This window comes from Bradyrhizobium sp. WSM2793, assembly GCF_000379585.1.
Lineage (GTDB): Bacteria > Pseudomonadota > Alphaproteobacteria > Rhizobiales > Xanthobacteraceae > Bradyrhizobium.
Map to the genome: position 1 here is coordinate 190059 of NZ_KB902791.1, position 18195 is coordinate 208253.

Annotated in this window: 18 protein-coding genes; 12 read left to right on the plus strand and 6 right to left on the minus strand. The window is 64.1% G+C overall.

Features of this window, described 5'->3' with window-relative positions; all coding sequences use genetic code 11:
* Nucleotides 1-26 precede the first annotated feature (26 nt).
* The 5 genes from A3AS_RS0124410 (at nucleotide 27) to A3AS_RS0124430 (ending at nucleotide 5666) form a co-directional block, all read left to right on the plus strand.
* Complete coding sequence (locus tag A3AS_RS0124410; RefSeq protein WP_018320180.1) at nucleotides 27-557, plus strand: YcnI family protein; 531 nt, start codon at nucleotides 27-29, stop codon at nucleotides 555-557.
* Complete coding sequence (locus A3AS_RS0124415; protein ID WP_018320181.1) at nucleotides 557-2119, plus strand: CopD family protein; 1563 nt, start codon at nucleotides 557-559, stop codon at nucleotides 2117-2119. Before A3AS_RS0124410 ends, A3AS_RS0124415 begins: the two co-directional genes overlap by 1 nt.
* Before the next feature lie 144 nt (nucleotides 2120-2263).
* Complete coding sequence (proS, locus tag A3AS_RS0124420; protein ID WP_018320182.1) at nucleotides 2264-3583, plus strand: proline--tRNA ligase; 1320 nt, start codon at nucleotides 2264-2266, stop codon at nucleotides 3581-3583.
* A gap of 90 nt (nucleotides 3584-3673) precedes the next feature.
* On the plus strand, nucleotides 3674-4954 hold the full coding sequence (locus A3AS_RS0124425) for a lipoprotein-releasing ABC transporter permease subunit (protein WP_018320183.1): 1281 nt from the start codon (nucleotides 3674-3676) through the stop codon (nucleotides 4952-4954).
* Nucleotides 4955-4961: 7 nt separating this feature from the next.
* Complete coding sequence (locus A3AS_RS0124430; RefSeq protein ID WP_018320184.1) at nucleotides 4962-5666, plus strand: ABC transporter ATP-binding protein; 705 nt, start codon at nucleotides 4962-4964, stop codon at nucleotides 5664-5666.
* Nucleotides 5667-5751: 85 nt separating this feature from the next.
* Here A3AS_RS0124430 and A3AS_RS0124435 read toward each other — a convergent pair whose 3' ends face one another.
* Nucleotides 5752-6831 (minus strand): zinc-binding alcohol dehydrogenase family protein, encoded by a 1080-nt coding sequence (locus tag A3AS_RS0124435; protein ID WP_018320185.1) that lies wholly within the window; start codon nucleotides 6829-6831, stop codon nucleotides 5752-5754.
* A gap of 110 nt (nucleotides 6832-6941) precedes the next feature.
* Between A3AS_RS0124435 and A3AS_RS0124440 the strand changes: the two genes are divergently transcribed.
* Complete coding sequence (locus A3AS_RS0124440) at nucleotides 6942-7721, plus strand: helix-turn-helix transcriptional regulator (RefSeq protein WP_018320186.1); 780 nt, start codon at nucleotides 6942-6944, stop codon at nucleotides 7719-7721.
* A gap of 48 nt (nucleotides 7722-7769) precedes the next feature.
* On the opposite strand, the gene A3AS_RS0124445 is transcribed toward A3AS_RS0124440, so the two are convergent.
* Together A3AS_RS0124445 and A3AS_RS0124450 are read right to left on the minus strand one after the other, a co-directional pair.
* Complete coding sequence (locus A3AS_RS0124445; RefSeq protein ID WP_018320187.1) at nucleotides 7770-9077, minus strand: hypothetical protein; 1308 nt, start codon at nucleotides 9075-9077, stop codon at nucleotides 7770-7772.
* Between the two features lie 142 nt (nucleotides 9078-9219).
* Nucleotides 9220-10203 carry a LysR substrate-binding domain-containing protein gene (locus A3AS_RS0124450; RefSeq protein WP_198293723.1) on the minus strand — a complete coding sequence of 328 codons (984 nt, stop codon included), beginning with the start codon at nucleotides 10201-10203 and terminating at the stop codon, nucleotides 9220-9222.
* A gap of 33 nt (nucleotides 10204-10236) precedes the next feature.
* Here A3AS_RS0124450 and A3AS_RS0124455 point away from each other — a divergent pair, with 33 nt between their 5' ends.
* The 3 genes from A3AS_RS0124455 to map all read left to right on the plus strand — a co-directional run bounded on the left by A3AS_RS0124455 (nucleotide 10237) and on the right by map (nucleotide 13448).
* Nucleotides 10237-11613, plus strand: coding sequence for an FAD-binding oxidoreductase (locus A3AS_RS0124455; RefSeq protein WP_018320189.1), 1377 nt, complete (start codon nucleotides 10237-10239; stop codon nucleotides 11611-11613).
* A gap of 53 nt (nucleotides 11614-11666) precedes the next feature.
* Nucleotides 11667-12566 (plus strand): GNAT family N-acetyltransferase, encoded by a 900-nt coding sequence (locus tag A3AS_RS0124460; protein ID WP_026202314.1) that lies wholly within the window; start codon nucleotides 11667-11669, stop codon nucleotides 12564-12566.
* 132 nt (nucleotides 12567-12698) lie between these two features.
* Nucleotides 12699-13448: a type I methionyl aminopeptidase gene (gene map, locus A3AS_RS0124465; protein WP_018320191.1), complete on the plus strand. Its 750-nt coding sequence runs from the start codon at nucleotides 12699-12701 to the stop codon at nucleotides 13446-13448.
* A 22-nt stretch (nucleotides 13449-13470) separates the two neighbouring features.
* On the opposite strand, the gene A3AS_RS0124470 is transcribed toward map, so the two are convergent.
* Nucleotides 13471-14880 carry a PLP-dependent aminotransferase family protein gene (locus tag A3AS_RS0124470; RefSeq protein WP_018320192.1) on the minus strand — a complete coding sequence of 470 codons (1410 nt, stop codon included), beginning with the start codon at nucleotides 14878-14880 and terminating at the stop codon, nucleotides 13471-13473.
* A 108-nt stretch (nucleotides 14881-14988) separates the two neighbouring features.
* Between A3AS_RS0124470 and A3AS_RS0124475 the strand changes: the two genes are divergently transcribed.
* Nucleotides 14989-15450 (plus strand): carboxymuconolactone decarboxylase family protein, encoded by a 462-nt coding sequence (locus A3AS_RS0124475; protein ID WP_018320193.1) that lies wholly within the window; start codon nucleotides 14989-14991, stop codon nucleotides 15448-15450.
* Nucleotides 15451-15494: 44 nt separating this feature from the next.
* Entirely contained in the window at nucleotides 15495-16133 is a 639-nt protein-coding gene (locus A3AS_RS0124480) for an HD domain-containing protein (protein ID WP_026202315.1), read from the plus strand.
* Between the two features lie 50 nt (nucleotides 16134-16183).
* On the opposite strand, the gene A3AS_RS0124485 is transcribed toward A3AS_RS0124480, so the two are convergent.
* Nucleotides 16184-16450, minus strand: a complete 267-nt coding sequence (locus tag A3AS_RS0124485) for a DUF3551 domain-containing protein (RefSeq protein ID WP_018320195.1) — start codon at nucleotides 16448-16450, stop codon at nucleotides 16184-16186.
* Nucleotide 16451: 1 nt separating this feature from the next.
* On the minus strand, nucleotides 16452-16772 hold the full coding sequence (locus tag A3AS_RS0124490; RefSeq protein WP_018320196.1) for a DUF3551 domain-containing protein: 321 nt from the start codon (nucleotides 16770-16772) through the stop codon (nucleotides 16452-16454).
* 253 nt (nucleotides 16773-17025) lie between these two features.
* On the opposite strand from A3AS_RS0124490, the gene A3AS_RS0124495 reads away from it, so the two are divergent.
* Nucleotides 17026-17748 (plus strand): outer membrane protein, encoded by a 723-nt coding sequence (locus A3AS_RS0124495; protein ID WP_018320197.1) that lies wholly within the window; start codon nucleotides 17026-17028, stop codon nucleotides 17746-17748.
* Nucleotides 17749-18195: the final 447 nt, after the last annotated feature.

The following is an 18195-nucleotide window of genomic DNA, read 5'->3' on the forward strand; positions in this document are numbered from 1 at the left end:
TGATCTGGATTCTCGGGAGACCGAACATGTCGAAGCAATCCTGCCTGATCCTGGTTGCCGCGCTCGCCGCCTCGCCGGCGGCGGCGCACGTGTCGATCGAGACCAAGCAAGCCACGGTCGGCGCGTCCTACAAGGCCGTCTTCACCGTGCCGCATGGCTGCGCGGGCTCGCCGACGGTGAAGATCCGGGTGCAGATTCCGGAAGGGGTGATCGCGGTGAAGCCGATGCCGAAGGCCGGCTGGACCATCGATGTCGTCGAGGGCAAATATGCCGGGGAATACGACTATCACGGCAACAAGCTCTCCTCCGGCGTCAAGGAGGTGGCGTGGTCCGGCGGCAAGCTGCCGGACAAGAACTATGACGAATTTGTCCTCAGCACGTTCCTGACCGACAGCCTGAAGCCGAACACGGTTCTGTACTTCCCCGTCGTTCAGGAATGCGAGGCCGGCGTCAGCCGCTGGATCGAAATTCCGGCGGCGGGGGCAGGGCATTCACATGAGGGCAAGTCCGAGGGCAAGTCGCCGGCGCCGGGCGTGAAACTGTTGCCAAAACCCTGATGCGCCTCTTCGCCGCGCTTGCGACGCTGCTCCTCGTTGCCGGCTTCGCAAGCGGTGCGTCGGCGCATGCGGCGCTGCTCTCGGTCGAACCGGCGAGCGGCAGCATGCTCGCGGCCGCGCCCAAGGCGGTGGAGCTGCGCTTCAACGAGGCGGTAACGCCGGGCGCGATCCGGCTGATCGATGGTGCGGGCAGGGCGCGGGATGATGCGCGCGTCAGCGCGTTGGGCGAGACCATTTCGGTCGTGATGCCGGCGGATCTGCCTGAGGGGACCGCGGTCGTCAGCTATCGCGTGATCTCGCAGGACGGTCATCCCGTCACCGGATCGGTGATCTTCTCGATTGGCATGCCGACCGCGACGAAGCCTGCCGCCGCTGAGGATAGCTGGTTGAACGCGCTGATCTGGCTGGCGCGCGTCGGCCTATACGTTGGGCTGTTCATCGGCGTCGGCGGCGTGTTCTTCGCGCGCTGGGTTGCTTGGTCGATGACCGGCATGGCCGTGCCGCGCATGGCGCTCGCGCTCGGTCTCCCGAGCGCGGTGGCGTCCGTCGGCGCGTTGGGCCTCGATCTCCTCGGGCTGCCGCTGGCAGCCCTCGCGACCGCGGCTCCCTGGAAAGTCGCGCTCGCGACCAGCGCCGGCCCTGCGCTGCTGGTTGCCGTGCTTGCGATGCTACTCGCGTTGATAGCGCTGCGCAGTGCGTGGTACGCGCGTGCTCTTGCGATCATGGCGTTGGTCGGCGTCGGTCTGTCGCTCGCCATGACCGGGCACGCCGCAACGGCACCGCCTGAGGCGTTGACCCGACCTGCGATCTTTCTTCATGGCCTCGGTGTCACCATCTGGATCGGTGCTCTCGCGCCGCTCGTGGCGCTGGTGTCGAAGCCGACGATTGCGACGCTCGCGATTGTGAACCGCTTTTCCCGCATTGCTGCGCTGGCGGTCGGCGTGTTGGCCTTGACCGGTCTCGCACTCGCGATCGTGCAACTCGAAAAGCCTGGAGCGCTGGTCGAGACTCGCTACGGGCTGATCCTCTCGGTCAAGCTAGTTCTGGTCACGGGATTGCTGGCGCTGGCCGCGCTCAATCGGTTCCGGTTGACTCCGGCTCTGGCGCGGAACGAGACAGGGACGCCCGCGCTCAAGCGCTCGATCGTGCTGGAAGGTACGATTGCTCTCGCCGTCCTGGCGGTGGTCGCCGGCTGGCGCTTCGCGCCGCCGCCGCGGACGATCGTGCCGGAGACGCCTTTGGCGATCCACATCCATAGCGACAAGGCGATGTTCCAGGTCCTGGTCTCGCCAGGCAAGGCGGGGGCCAATGATGTGGTGCTCCAGCTCATGACCGGCGAGGGGACGCCGCTGGCGGCCAAGGAGGCGACGTTGACCCTGAGCCTGCCCGAGCGCGGCATCGAGCCGATGGAGCGAAGGGCCTCGCTCGGGCCCGATGGTTATTGGCATGTGCGCAAGGTCGAGCTGCCCTTTGCCGGCCGCTGGCACGTGCGGATCGACGCGCTGGTGACCGACTTCGAGCAGATCACGCTCGAAGATGAACTCGACGTCACGCCGCCGTGAGACGCAGCTCGGGCTGAACCTGAAGTCCGACGGAAAAATGACAGGAATTCCGTTGCGTTAGCGGCTTTTCCTCATTCCCGGTCTTGTGTTTTCGCTCTCAATCCGGTTTCACTGCAATCCATCACTGATTCCCAGAGTATTACCATGCGGTTGTCGCGGTTCTTTCTGCCCATCCTGAAGGAAAATCCGAAAGAGGCGGAGATCGTCTCGCATCGGCTGATGCTGCGCGCCGGCATGATCCGGCAGGAGGCCGCCGGTATCTATGCCTGGCTGCCGCTCGGCTTCCGCGTGCTGAAGAAGATCGAGCAGATCGTGCGCGAGGAGCAGGACCGCTCCGGCGCGCTGGAACTGTTGATGCCGACGCTCCAGCTTGCCGATCTCTGGCGCGAGAGCGGCCGCTATGACGCCTATGGTCCGGAGATGTTGCGCATCGCCGACCGCCACAAGCGCGAGCTCTTGTACGGGCCGACCAACGAGGAAATGATCACCGAGATCTTCCGCGCCTATGTGAAGTCCTACAAAAACCTGCCGCTGAATCTCTATCATATCCAATGGAAATTCCGCGACGAGCAGCGTCCGCGTTTCGGCGTGATGCGCGGCCGCGAGTTCCTGATGAAGGACGCTTATTCGTTCGACCTCAACGAAGCCGCGGCGCGCGTCGCCTACAACAAGATGTTCGTGGCGTATTTGCGCACCTTTGCGCGGATGGGGCTGAAGGCGATCCCGATGCGCGCCGAGACCGGCCCGATCGGCGGCGATCTCAGCCACGAGTTCATCGTGCTGGCCGAAACCGGCGAATCCGGCGTCTTCATCAATCGCGACGTGCTGGACCTGCCGGTGCCGGGCGAGGACGTCGACTACGACAGCGACCTGACGCCGATCATCAAGCAATGGACCTCGGTCTACGCCGCCACGGAGGACGTCCACGACGCTGCGCGCTTCGAGCAGGAAGTGCCGGCGGACAAGCGGGTGAACACCCGCGGCATCGAGGTCGGCCAGATCTTCTATTTCGGGACCAAATATTCCGACGCGATGAAGGCCCTGGTGGCGGGACCCGACGGCGTCGATGTGCCGATCCATGGCGGTTCCTACGGCGTCGGCGTCTCGCGCCTGCTCGGCGCGATCATCGAGGCCTGCCATGACGATGCCGGCATCAAATGGCCGGAGGCTGTCGCGCCGTTCCGCGTGTCGATTCTCAATCTCAAGCAGGGCGATGCCGCCGTCGATGCGGCCTGCGAGAAGCTTTATGCCGAGCTCACCGCCAAGGGCGTCGACGTGCTCTATGACGACACCGACCAGCGCGCCGGCGCCAAATTCGCCGCCGCCGATCTGATCGGTATCCCCTGGCAGATCATGATCGGCCCGAAGGGGCTCGCTGACGGCAAGGTCGAGATCAAGCGGCGAGCCGACGGCTCCCGCGAGACCATGTCGCCTGCGGACGCGGTCGCAAGACTTGTGGGCTGATAAGCCTGGTCGGCTGAATATTGTTCATCGCCCGATATCGCGGCCGCCAATCCGGCCACAATTGACCCCGAATCATGGGATTATCGAGCGATGGATGAGACCATGACCGAAACCGTGCAAACCGCGCCTTTTGCGCCATTCGAGTGGATGCTGTCGGCGCGCTATTTGCGGGCGCGCCGCAAGGAGGGATTCATCTCGGTCATCGCCGGGTTCTCCTTTCTCGGCATCATGCTGGGTGTGGCGACGCTGATCATCGTCATGGCCGTGATGAACGGCTTCCGCAAAGAGCTGCTCGACAAGATCCTGGGGCTGAACGGGCACATCCTTGTGCAGCCGCTGGAATCGCCGCTGACCGACTGGAAGGACGTCGCCGACCGCCTCAGCCAGGTCAAAGGCATCCGGCTTGCAGCGCCCGTGGTCGACGGCCAGGCGCTGGCGTCCTCGCCCTGGAACGCTTCGGGCGTGCTGGTGCGCGGCATCCGCTCCGACGACCTCAACAACCTCACCTCGATCGCCAAGAACATCAAGCAGGGCTCGCTCGAGGGCTTTGACGACGGGCAGGGCGTCGCGATCGGCCGGCGCCTCGCCGACCAGCTGTCGCTGCATGCCGGCGACAGCATCACGCTGGTGGCGCCGAAAGGCGCGGTGACGCCCATGGGCACGACGCCGCGCATCAAGCCGTACAAGATCGTCGCCGTGTTCGAGATCGGCATGTCCGAGTACGATCTCGGCTTCGTGTTCATGCCGCTCGCGGAAGCGCAGGCCTATTTCAACCGCAGCAACGACGTCACCTCGATCGAGGTGTTCACCACCAATCCCGATCAGATCGTCGCCTTCCGCCAGGCCGTGACCGAGGCTGCGGGCAGGCCGGTGTTCCTGGTGGATTGGCGGCAGCGCAATTCGACCTTCTTCAACGCGCTCCAGGTCGAGCGCAACGTGATGTTCCTGATCCTGACCATGATCGTGCTGGTCGCAGCGCTCAACATCGTCTCCGGCCTGATCATGCTGGTGAAGGACAAGGGCAGCGACATCGCGATCCTGCGCACGATGGGCGCCTCGCAAGGCTCGATCATGCGCATCTTTCTGATCACGGGCGCCTCGATCGGCGTGGTCGGCACGCTGGTCGGCTTTGTCGTCGGCCTCGTGATCTGCCTGAACATCGAATCCATCCGGCAATTCCTGTCATGGCTGACCAGCACCGAGCTGTTCTCGCCAGAACTCTATTTCCTGTCGAAACTGCCCGCCGAGATCGACGTCGGCGAGACCACGGCCGTCGTCATCATGGCGCTGACGCTGTCGTTCCTGGCGACGCTGTATCCGTCGTGGCGCGCCGCGCGCCTCGATCCCGTCGAAGCGCTGCGGTACGAGTGAGGGGTTGATGGAGCAGCAGCAGGGGGCGGAAGACGTTCCGGTCATTTATCTCCACGAGATAAAGCGGCAGTACTTGCAGGGCGAGGTGCCGCTGACGATCCTCGATGGCGCCAAGCTCGCGCTGTGGGCCGGCCAGTCGGTGGCGCTGGTGGCGCCGTCAGGCTCGGGTAAATCGACGCTGCTGCACATCGCGGGGCTATTGGAAGCGCCCGATTCCGGCGAGGTCTATGTCTCGGGCGCGCCGACTTCGCAGCTGCCCGACATCGAGCGCACCCAGCTGCGCCGCACCGATATCGGCTTCGTCTACCAGTCGCACCGGCTATTGCCGGAATTCTCGGCGCTGGAGAACGTGATGATGCCGCAGATGATCCGTGGCCTGAAGAAGTCCGAGAGCGTCAAGCGCGCCAAGGAGATATTGGGCTATCTCGGCCTCGGCGACCGCATCACGCATCGCCCGGCCGAGCTGTCCGGCGGCGAGCAGCAGCGCGTCGCGATCGCACGTGCGGTGGCCAACGCGCCACGCGTGCTGTTTGCGGACGAGCCGACCGGCAACCTCGATCCGCACACGGCGGACCATGTGTTCCAGGCCCTGATGCAGCTGGTGAAGGCGACCAAGGTCTCGATGCTGATCGCGACCCACAACATGGAGCTCGCCGGCCGCATGGACCGGCGGGTGTCGCTGTCGAACGGCCAGGTGGTCGAGCTCGAGTAAAAAACGCGAAAACAACCCCATGCACAGTAGCCAAGTGCTTGGCGGGGCTTGCGAAAAAAATCGCCATTTCGTCGCACCCTGAGACTCAAGGCCTGATCACCGTCATCTTGAACGGCCCGCCATTGGCCGCGGCGTACGCCACCGCCTCGTTGGCCTGGTCGAGACCGAAGGCCGTCGTCTCATATTCCTCCAGCCTGAGCAGCCCCGCGCGCACCAGCGCGATCAGACGGCTCGCCGCATCGGGCGGGTACATCCAGACGCCGTGGATACTGATGCAGTTGCGCATGATCCAGGGATAGGGCAGCTCGAGGCCCGCGCCGCCGGCCATGCCGACGCCGCCCATCAGCACGACGCGTCCATAGGGGCGCACCGTCATGATCGCCGCGCGCACGACCTCCGTGCTCACCGAGGGCGGCATGATGTCGAACACGCAATCGATCGGGCCTGATGCAGCGCGCTTCATCGCCTCGCGGTCGTGATCTTCATTGCCCGTAAGCCTGACCGGTTGCACGCGGCTGCCGAAGCGGCGGACGAGGTCGGCGAGAATTTTCTCGTTGCGGCCGGGCGCGACCACGCCGGCTGCGCCCATCGCGAGCGCGACCGAAACGGCGGCGCTGCCGAAATTGCCGGTGGCCCCGCTCACCAGCACGGTCTCGCCTGGTCTAAGGTTCGCAGCGAGGAAGCCTCCGTAAGGCACCAGCAGCGTGCCCAGCGCGCACCATTGCGTCGCCTCCTCCGGCGCGATCGCGCCGAGCCGCTTCACATTCTCGGTCGGCAAGCGCATCTGCTCGGCAAAGGAGCCGTGGCGAAAATGCTGTTGCAGGCGGATGCCGCCGGGGCCGGCGGCGGTGAGCCCCTGGAGGGCGATATCGGGCGCAACGGTGTCGTCGCGCGAGCGCACCGTCGGATCGCAAAACACCCAGTCGCCGACGCTGAGCTTGGTGGCATCCGGGCCGATCGCGCGGACCCGGCCGATGCCGCCGGGACCGGGGATAACAGGCAGATCGAGCGCGTAATTGCGCGTCCCGTCAAATACCTCGTTCATGTAGGACAGCACGCGCGTGGCGACGACGTCGACGACAACCTCACCGGTTCCGATGATTGGCTCCGGGACATGCTCGATCACCAGCGGCGATCCAAAGGATTTGAGTACGGCTGCTTTCATGGATGTTCACCTCAAAGTCGCGGTGAAACCCATATGCGCCGCCTTGGATGGGCCAAGAAGGCCTGGTATTATCCTAGTATTCCAAAGACCCTCCATGGGGGAGCGACATCATGGCCGATCCGCGCCGCGTTGAATTCGGCGACTTCCTGAGGTCTCGCCGCGAAAAGCTATCGCCGAAGACCGTCGGGCTTCCGATCGGCGGGCGCCGGCGCACCGCGGGGCTACGCCGCGAGGAGGTCGCGCAGCTCGCCGGCATCGGCGTCGACTGGTACATCCGCCTCGAGCAGGGCCGAACCGTCAGCCCGTCGGTCACCACCGTCGACGCGCTGGCCCGCGCGCTGCGCCTCAGCAAGACCGAGCACGCGCATTTGAAGGCGCTGGCGCGCGACGGCGCCAGGGGGGCGTTCACGCGCGAGATCGTGCCGCCGCCCATTCGGCGGATGATCGAGAGCCTGCACCAGCCGGCCTATATCACCGGGCGCCGCTGGGATGTGCTGGCCTGGAACGCGGCGGCCGAGGAGGTCTTTGCCTTCGGTCAGTTGCCCGAGCAGGATCGCAACACGCTGCTGCTGGTGATGACCAACAAGCAGACGCGAAAATTCTACGGCGCGAGCTGGACCGACGTCGCCAGAAGCATGGTCGCGATGTTCCGCGCCAATCACGACGTCTGGGCCGGCGATCCCGCTTTCACGGAGCTGCTGACGCGGCTGCGCCAGGGCAGTCCGGAATTCGTCAAATGGTGGGAAGCCCACGACATCCGCAACACCGCCGCGGGTCTCAAGACCATGAATCATCCGACCAGGGGTGTACTCCGGTTCGAGCACACCAGCTTCCAGGCCAACGACGATCCCGCACTGAAGCTGGTGATCTACACGCCGGTCGAGGACTGAGGGAGGGGCAGGCTCCAGCTCTTGAAGACTGCTTTGCAAGCCTGCGCGCTACGGCGACTGCGTGGCCGCGGGCGTTGCGCTGGCGTTCGGCAGGGTACCGCCCGCTGTCCATGGATTGTCCGTCCAGGGTGTCGGCTGCAGAGAATTCGCCGGCCAGGGTTTTGCCGGGCCTGTCGCCACCGAGGTGCACGACGTCCCGAGTTGCGTCCACGCCGAGGCCAAACCGGTCGTGTCGATGTTGAAGCTCGTGACGTCAGCCCGTCCCTCTGGTTCCGGCGTGGTTTCCCGGACCTGCAGGGAGTGCGAGGCTAGTACCGCCTTGACCATGTCGGGGTCGACGGCGCCGTTCCAGACCTCGTACTTCCCGAACCGCACCGGAGGCCCTCCGGCTTGCTTGCTCATGTCGGCGCTCGCTGCGATGAGAATCGTTTTCTTGCCGGCGGCCGATGCGTCGATCTCACCCGCGAACATCAGCGGCACGCGCTTCTTGTTTTCGCAATACAGGCGCCATTCCATGGTCCGGAACGAGGCGTCGCTCTCCTTCTTCACCGCGGCGATCTTCCTGATGAACGGCCGCGCTCCCTTTTCCAGCCGCCACATCGTCTCGGCCAACGGTCGCGTGTCGATCCCGAACCGGTAGAGCTCGGGCCGCGTCAGCACGTGCAGGCTTTCGAACTTCACGGTGCTGATCAGCGCATCGAGCTCGCGGCTGATTCCCATCGCCGCAATGAACGCGGCGCGGTCGCGGTCGGCGCCGGCGATCCGGCGCCGCCGCGCTTCGGCGACCACTTCCGGAGGCGGATCGCCTCGAAACCGGAGGATCAGCCTGGAGTTATGGACCGCCAGCGCGGCATCGGGCGCAACCTCGCGAGAGGTCGCTCCGAGAAACAGGTAGCCGCAGGCCGAGTTGCACATCGCGTGATAGGTGCTGAGTTCGGCCTCGACCTCGCCGGTCGCGTTCTTGATCTTCAGGCATGCGGCGTCGATCTGCGTGCCCGCGGCGCACGCCGTCGCGATCGTCCGGCCAACCCGGGCGATCGCCTTGCGGCTGCGCAGCAGCCGGGCGATGGCATAGGACTGCTCAACGTTTCCACCGGGCGAATGGAGGTAAATCGGACGCTGCAGGTCCTTGACGCCGGCGAGGAAGCGGCGAATGCGGGACGCTGCGTCCTGATCGATCTGGCCCTCGATCGCGATCCAGCGGTCGCAGCCCGGCCCGCACGCGTCGGGCGCGCCTTTGGCGAGATAGATCGTCAGCCTGGAGGCAAAGCCGGGTTTCTCGGCCGGGGTTCCTTCGGCACGCAATGCGCCGGGAAGCGACAGCAAGGCCAGCAGAAGCAATATTCGGGCGAGCATGAAGCGATCGACTACGTATGGTGAGGGACCGTGACTGACGCTATACGACGATCGGCGTGATCACAACTTGCGGTGGCATGGCGGTCCACGTTTTTTTCGTTGGGACACGGAGTGGACATCTCGAACGGCACAGGGACGCGGATCAAGGATTTGACCGCAGCCATTCCGAAAAGGCGCGGATGGTTCTCGCGTGCGGATGGCCTGCCTTGCTGACCACATGGAAGCCGTAGCCAGGCAAGCTCAACTTGAACGCCTTCACGAGCGTACCGGCGGCGAGGTCGTGGGCCGTCAGCACATCACTGAACACTCCGATTCCTTGTCCTGCGATCACCGCCTCGATGGCGTGCAATTCCTCGCGGAAACTCAGATGCTGCATGTCCTTGAACGGGGGCACATCACGCCATCTGCGCTGAGCCGCGGAGAGCCATCGCTGCCAGGTGGGCGGCTCACGATCGGCCGGCGACCAATAAGAGTGGATCAGGACGTGATTTGCGAGGTCGACCGGTCGCTTCAGGCGCCCCGTTGCAAGCAGGCGCGGACTGCAGACGGCCCAGAATGTATCGGTGAAGAGATCTTCGACGATGCCGTCTGTCGGCCGTATTCGGCTGGTCGCGTAGCGAATGGCGACGTCGCCGTCTCCGGCCTGCAGATCGAGCACCGTGTCGGTGCCGATGACCTCCAGCGGCACGTCGGGATGCAACTTGCGCCACAGGGGCAGGCGGGGCACGAGCCAGCGGCTGGCGAATGCGTTGGTTGTCGTCACCCGGAGAGGCTGTTGGGCGCCTTCCTGCTTGACGCTCGCAATGGCCGCGGCAAACACCTCGAGCCCGCCGCGTATGGCGGGGAAAAGCCGCGCTCCGGCATCGGTCAACGAGAGCGGCCTTGGTCTGCGGCGGAACAGAGCGCGACCGCAATAAAGCTCGAGCAATCCGATCTGGTGGCTGATCGCCGTTGGCGTCACGCCGAGTTCTGCCGCTGCCTTCTTGAAGCTCAGATGGCGGGCGGCGGCTTCAAAAGCCCGAAGCTCGATCAGGGGCGGGAGCTTGTGCATGCCGTCCAGTCTAGGTGAAACTAATTCATCGTCACCTGAATTCTTCGGATTTGCGCGGAGATAGTGCGCGGTCAAGGATATGGCGGGTCAAGCTGAGGAGATCAGGTCATGTCGTCCATCGCATCTGTCGCAAGCGCTGCCGCCGATCTTGGCACCTCCTTTGGAGGGCAACTCCTCAAACCGGCGGACGAGGGCTATGACGAAGCGCGAAAGGTCCATAACGGGCTGGTCGACAAGCGGCCGGCATTGATCGCCAGGTGCCGCAGCGTGGCCGACGTCGTCGACGCCGTCGCTCTTGCGACCAAGCTCGGCCTCGAAGTCGCCGTTCGCGGCGGCGGCCACAATGTAGCAGGACGCGCGACCATCGACGGGGGGATCATGATTGACCTCTCGCCCATGAAGGGTGTCCGGGTCGACCCTGTTGGCAAGACCGTTTGGGCGCAGGGCGGGGCCACCTGGGGCGAGGTCAATCGCGAAACGCAACTTCACGGACTTGCGGTCACCGGCGGCGTGGTCTCGACCACCGGGATTGCCGGCCTGACCCTCGGCGGAGGACTGGGCTGGCTGATGGGCAAGTACGGTCTGGCACTGGATAATCTGCGAGCCGTCGAACTCGTCACCGCCGATGGCAAGGTTTTGCGCGCCAGCAGGCAGGAGGAGCCCGATCTGTTCTGGGCCCTCCGCGGCGGCGGCGGAAACTTCGGGATCGCCACCAGTCTCGAATACGATCTTCATACGGTCGGACCGATCATGACCGGCGGTCCGATCGTCCATCCCATCGAACGCTCCCGTGAGGTGCTCGAATTCTTCCGGACCAGCACGCGGTCGCTCGCGGACGAGCACATGCTGTTTGCATCCCTGACGCATGCGCCGGACGGCTCCGGCACGGAGGTCGGGGTCCTGGTCACCAGTCACTGCGGACCGCTGGCGGATGCCGAACGAGCGGTGCGGCCGCTGAAACAGTTCGGGACTCCGATCCTGGATGCAGTCGGGCCGATTCCCTATTGCGACCTCAACCGCATGCTCGACGCCAACTATCCGAAAGGCGCCTTCAACTATTGGAAATCGAACTTCCTCGCGGAGCTCAGTGATGGCGCGATTGCGACCATGATCGAATGCTTCGCGCGCTGCCCGACTCCCATGGGGCAGTTCCTGGTCGAACACGTCCACGGCGCGGCGGCCCGCGTCGATGCCGGGGATACGGCATTCCCGCATCGGCAGGAGGGCTATAATTTCCTGATTCTCGCGCAGTGGATGCAGGCCAGCGATACCAGCCGCTGCATGTCCTGGGCGCGCGACACCTACGAAAGGATGCGACCTTTCTTCGCCTCCGGCCGCTATGTCAATTATCTCGACGATGACGAGACGGGCGATCCTGTCGCAGCCGCCTATGGACCGAACTACCGGCGCCTGCAGCGGATCAAGGCGAAATACGACCCGACGAATTTCTTTCGGATGAACCAGAACATCCGGCCCCTGGCCTGATGGCCGGTTGAGGATTTCGTCGCTCTCATGGCCGTCTTCGGGAGAATTCGAGAATGGCTGTCGTGTGCCGACCCGCTTGTAGCGACGATTTGGCGAGAGCCGACGAACTCGTGGTCGCCAGCATCAACGAACTCACGGAACGGCGGGGGTTCGGCAAGATGGCGTCCTCCCGCCCGCAGCATTTTCAAGCCTTCTCGCTTGCGGATGATCCCGAAGGTCTATGGGTTGCGGAGGATGACGGAGACATTGTCGGCTTCGCGTGGAGTTGGGTGTGTGGCGAGCTTTGGTTCTTGGCGCAGCTGTTCGTGGCGCCTGATCGGCAGAGCGACGCCATTGGCAATCAATTGCTCGGCAAGTCATTCGCTCACGCGGTAACGCGCGGAGCATCCGTCAAAGCGTTGATCACCTTCACCTTCAACAACGTGTCGCAGGGCCTCTACATCCGTCACGGACTATTCCCGCGCTGTCTGATCTACATGGTCAGCGTGCCTCGTGAACGCCTGGCGTCACGGTTGGCCGAGCCGCCGCTGCGTCTTGAACCTCTTGCCGCCGCGACGGCCCGGTTCGAGGACCTGGTGCCGATCGATGTCAGCGCTCTCGGCGTCTCCAGAGCGAAGCATCATCGATATCTCCTCGGCGACAGCACGACGAACGGGTTCACCATTCACGCCGGCCGTGAGTCAATCGGGTATGTCTATATTTCAGATGGACACATTGGCCCGCTCGCGGTCCGCCGGCCGGATCTGGTTGGCCCCGCCTTTGCGGCTGCGCTTTCGTTGGCGGCGCGGAGCGATGTTGCAACCATCTCGGCCTTCCTGCCGGGTTCGAGCGAGCCGGCGCTCAAGGTGGCGACCGACTACGGCATGCATCTGACGTTCCCGATGCTGCTGATGTCCAATCGACAGTTCGGAGATTGGGTTAGTTACCTTCCGCGCAATCCGGGCTTCATGTAGGTCTGGCAGGACTTGCGATCCCGCGTTGGCGGAACGCTGACGCGGCTGCGCGAACGATTCTGGCGTACCTGCTGCGTTTGCAAGCCGACCTTGCAGGGGCTATGTCCGGGCCTCCCGGACAAGAGCCCTGACATGACAATCTCCGATGACAACGACCTGACGCGCCTGAAAGAGATCGGTCGCATCGTCGCCAATACGCTGGAGGCGATGGGGAAGGCGATTGAGCCGGGCATGAGCACCTCCGAGCTCGACCAGATCGGACGAAAGTTGCTGGAGGCCGCTGGCGCGCGTTCGGCGCCGGAGCTGGCCTATGATTTTCCCGGGGCGACCTGCATCAGCGTGAACGAGGAGATCGCTCACGGCATTCCGGGCGAACGGCGGATCGCGCGCGGCGACCTCGTGAACATCGACGTGTCGGCCGAGAAGAACGGCTTCTTTGCCGATACGGGAGCCTCGTTCGCCGTTCCCCCCGTAAACCGCGCGATCGAACGTCTTTGCCGGGACGGCCGGCGGGCGATGTGGACCGGCCTGCAGCAGGTTGGCGCCGGCAGGCCGATTGCCGGCATCGGCCAGGCGATCGGGACATTTGCGCGAAAGAACGGCTACAGCCTGGTCAGGAATCTGGCCAGTCACGGCGTCGGCCTGTCGCTCCATGAGGAGCCGACGGAGATCGCAACCTGGCCCGACCGCTCCGAACGCCGCATCATGAAGGATGGCCTCGTGTTCACCGTCGAGCCGTTCCTCTCCATGGGTGCCGCATGGGCGGAGAATGGCGACGACCCATGGACGCTCTACAGCAGCCCCGAGGCGCCGACCGTTCAATACGAGCACACGGTTGTCGCCACCCGCAACGGACCTTTGATCGTGACGAGGGCGGGTTAAGGCCGCCGAGGTCGGAGTGGGATCATGTCAGACGGTCGATGATCTGAAGGAGCCGGTCGCAGGACGCGTCGATCCTTTTGAGTGGAGACGTCGCGACGCCCAGCAACAGTCCCGGACGCGCCGAAGCCTTCGAGGCATACCAGAGCGAGAGCGGCGTGGGCGCCAGTCCGAACGATGCAGCTTGCCTGGCGATGGCGAGATCAGGCGCTCCGTCCGGCAAGCGCAGGACCGCGGCCAGTCCTGCAATCGCAACGTTCGTGGTGCGCGTTCGAAGCTGCTTCAGCAATGCATCGCCTTGCGCGGTGTAGGCGCGCTTGGTGCGCCGCAGATGCCGCAGATAATGGCCTTCGCGGATGAAGTCTGCCGTGGCGAGCTGCACCGCTGGTCCGGGTGCCGGCGCGAGGCACGCCGCAGTCTCGGCAAATCGCGACGCCAGAGCGGCTGGTGCAACGACAAAGCCAAGCCGTAGGGCAGGCGTTACGGTCTTGCTGAAGGAGCCAATGTGAATGACGCGGCCGGCGCGATCGAGCGAGGCGAGCGCCGGCGTGGCCCGGCCCTTGAGCTGAAGTTCGCTGAGATAGTCATCCTCGATCACCCACGCGTTGTTTTGGGTTGCCCAGTCGAGCAGGCGCGATCGACGTGCCAGTGACAGCGTGGATCCGAGCGGCGCCTGCTGCCCCGGTGTCACGACAACCAGCGCGGCGTCGGGCGCTTGTTGCAGGCCGTCATCGACATCGATCCCATCTGCGTCAACCTTGATTGGCACGATCGACAATCCCGCAAGTTCGAGGCCGTGCCGGGTGAAGGGAAAGCCGGGATCCTCCATCCAGACCTTCTTCCTTTCCCCGAGGTCGAGGACACGGAGCGCCAGGCCGAGGCCGCCGCTGAAGCCGCTGGAGATGATGATCTGGGACGGTGCGCATTCGATCCCGCGCGCCAGCGCAAGATAGGCCGCGATCTCGCGGCGCAAGTCCAGCTCGCCGCGCGGATCGGGGTAGATCGCAGGTGCGCTCATCTCGACGCGAATTGCCCGTGCGCGCATTCGCGCGAGCAGCGTCGCAGGAAAGGTCTCCTGCGAAGGCACGCCCATCTGGAAGATCGCCGGCCCCGCCGTGAGCTCCTGGTACATCTCCATGAACGAGCCGGGGTCCGGCGCCTTGTCCCGCCGCACGGGAATGGACGGTCGGTCGGCGACGTGCGTGCCTGTCGCGCGGGCCGCGATGATCAGTTGGGCCGATGAGAGCTTTTCATAGGCTGAGCGCACGGTGCCGCGCGCGACGCCAAGCTGGGCCGCCAAATCCTGCCATGAGGGCAGGCGCGCGCCCGGGGCGAGCACGCCGCGCTCGATGGCGGCCCTGATCCCCCTGTGGATTTGCTCCGCCAGCGGCGTCTTCGCCGACCGGTCGAGCTTCAACCGCAGCGATCTGGTCATGATCCTTGGTACACGATTTTCTCGCGTTCTTGGTTCTTTTTTATAGACCACGACAGGGGCATCTGAGGGAGGAAAGAGGGGCTTCCTCGATGATCAAGGAGAAAGCGGATGAGTGAACGTCTCAACTACAACCACATTGCGCCGGCAGGCGCGAAGGCACTGGGCGGCGTCTATGGCTACGTGATGCAGAGCGGGCTTCCCGCGACGCTGGTGACCCTCACTTACCTGCGCATCTCGCAGATCAACAACTGCGCCTACTGCCTCGACATGCACACGCGGGATCTGCTGAAGAGCGGTGTGAAGGTCGAAAAGCTCGCGCTGCTGCAGGCTTGGGCCGAGGGCGGCGATCTCTTCGACGACCGCGAGCGCGCGGCTCTCGCCTGGGCCGAGACTGTCACCCGCGTCGCCGAGACCAACGTGCCCGATGAGGCCTATCAAGCCGCCCGCAAGGTCTTCAGCGAGCGCGAGCTTGTCGATCTTACGATCGCAATCAGCCTGATGAATGCGTACAATCGCATGTCGATCAGCTTCCGAAATACTCCGCAGGCCGCGCTCGAGAAGGCGGCCTGACGGATCGCGCGGCATCAGCCGAAACGCAAAGCAGGAGCTTGAAGATGATGAGTGTGATTTCCGGCGTCAAAATCCCCGACAGCAAGCTGGCGCGCGAGGCGGCTGAACTGGTGCGCAGCTACGAAGACGACATGCTTTTCAACCATTCCGTCCGGGTCTACGTCTTCGGCGCCATGAAGGGGCTGCGTCAGCAGCTGAAATTCGATCCCGAACTTCTCTATGTCGCGGCGTTGTTTCACGATCTCGGCCTCGTCGACCATTACCACACGCAGACAAAGCGATTTGAGGTTGACGGAGCCGACGCTGCGCGTGAGTTCTTGCGGGCGCGCGGCATCGCCGAGCCGCAAGCCGATCTGGTGTGGGAGGCAATCGCGCTGCACACCACGCCCGGCATTCCGCAATTCATGCGGCCGGAAATCGCGCTCACCAACGCGGGTGTCCTGGTGGACGTCGTCGGCATTGGGTATGACGACTACACGCCGGAGCAGCGCGGCCAGGTGATCTCGGCGTTTCCGCGCGGTGACTTCAAGAACGAGTTCCTGAAGGTGCAGACCTGCTCGGCGCTGAAGAAGCCGCAGACGACGTTCGGGACGGTCAATTTCGACTACATCGAGGATCACGATCCCAGCTTCCGCAAGCCGAATGCGTGCACGCGCATCCGCAGCACGCCCTGGCAGAGCTGAGCCGATCGCCGCACGCCTACGCCGCCCTATCTCCGCCGGAAACTGAACGGTTAGGATCCGGGGCGAGGCGGCGGGCTCGAGCGGCGAGGGCGCGTTGGTTTCTTCAGCGGAAAATACGGGTTCATCACGCATGTCGCCGAACGCCCGACGGCGAGATATCGGCACTGCTCGAGCGAGCCGTAGCGGCAGTCGAAATAGCCGACCTGGCCGTAGATCTGCATGCACACGGGATAGCTCGGATCATAGGTCTGCGCGCATGCAGATCCGCCCGCGAGAAGCAGGCCGATCACGGCCAGTGCGAGGCGAGCGCAGCGCATCTCAGCGCGGCAGGAAGTAGCCCGGTGAATAGCCCTGCGTCTGCGCGCGCGGACGATTCTGATAGGCGTAGGGGTCGTCGCTCTGTCCGACGAAATACGGATTGGCGATGCAGGTCAGCGCGCGTCCCGATGCGCTCGCCTGACACTGCGCGTAGGTGTCGAACCTGCAATTGCTCAGGCCCGGCCATTCATCGCCGGTGAGGCAGAATGGATGATGCGTGCCGAACGCGCGCGCGGGTGTTGATGCGCTCGACACGAATGCAAATGTGGCGAGTGCGAGCGAAAGTGTGGCGACAATGGGGAGGACAATTCGTCTGCGCATCTTCAATTCTCCATCACGCGAATGTGCGCGCGACGTTGTTACGCGCGCATGCAATTTATCTCGTGTCGCCGACAATGGAACTACAGAAAACACTTATTTCAAAGGGTTTCCAGAACGCGCTGATAAATCTTCATTAATGAAGCGCGGGCCTTTGGAGCGAACTGTTGCGTCGAGGTTACAGCAATTCCGTCGATCACTGTTATGACCACGCCGCGGCCAGGGGGCCTAACGACGAAACTGGAACGGGACTCAAATGAAGAAGAATTTGTTGCTTGCCGCTGTGAGCCTTGTCGCGCTGAGCGCGACTGCGCCGGCGCTGGCTGCTGACCTCGCAGCTCGGCCGTACACCAAGGCACCGCCGGCGGCGATCGCCGCGGTCTATGACTGGAGCGGCTTCTATATCGGCGTCAACGGCGGCGGCGGTTCGGCGGACACGTCGTGGAACCTGGTTAACTTCGGTGCGGAAGGCTCGCACAACTCGACCGGCGGCACGGTCGGTGGTCAGGTCGGTTACCGCTGGCAGTCCGGCCAGTTCGTGTTCGGCCTCGAAGGCCAGGGCAACTGGGCCGACTTCTCGGGTGACAACATCAGCGGCATCACCGGATTCCGGAATCGTACGCGCGTCGACTCGTTCGGTCTGATCACCGGCCAGGTTGGCTACGCCTGGAACAACGTCCTGCTCTACGCAAAGGGCGGTGCGGCTGTCGTCAGCAACAAGTACGACGTCTACAGCACTGTTACGGGTGCAAACCTCGACCGGGCTGACGAGACCCGCTGGGGTGCCACGGTTGGCGCGGGCCTGGAGTATGGCTTTGCTCCGAACTGGACGGTCGGCGTCGAGTACAACCACATCTTCCTCGGCGACCACGACATCACCTTTGCCAGCGGCGCTGTCGAGCGCGTCAAGCAGGACGTCGACATGGGTCTCGTCCGCCTGAACTACAAGTTCGGCGGTCCGATCCTCGGCCGTTACTGAGACTGATCGCTCGTCAACGAGCGGTCCTCGAAAAGCCCCGGCTTAGGCCGGGGCTTTTTTATTGCGTGAATTCAGCGAGTTAACCATTGCCTTTGGAGGTCGTCCGCCACGCTTGACTCTTGAGAACGAAATGAGAACAATGTTCTGCATACGTTCCAACAAGGGAGCAAGCCATGTTCAGGGTTTTCGTGGAAGAGGCCGCCGCACTGGCGTCGATCACGCTGTTCGTCGGGATGATCGCGATCTGGGCGCAGGTCATACCGCAGCTCTAGGGGCAGCGGTTTTGTAAACCGATGCTCTCCCGACCGGTGCCCCCTTGGGGAAAAGCGGGACGACGCGGCCAATTGGCCGCTCCGGCGTGGACTCTGAAGCTGCGACACCTCACCATTGCGAGGCGAGTCGGCAAGCGAAGGCAAATGGCGAGTGCATGATGCCTTTGAGGAGCCG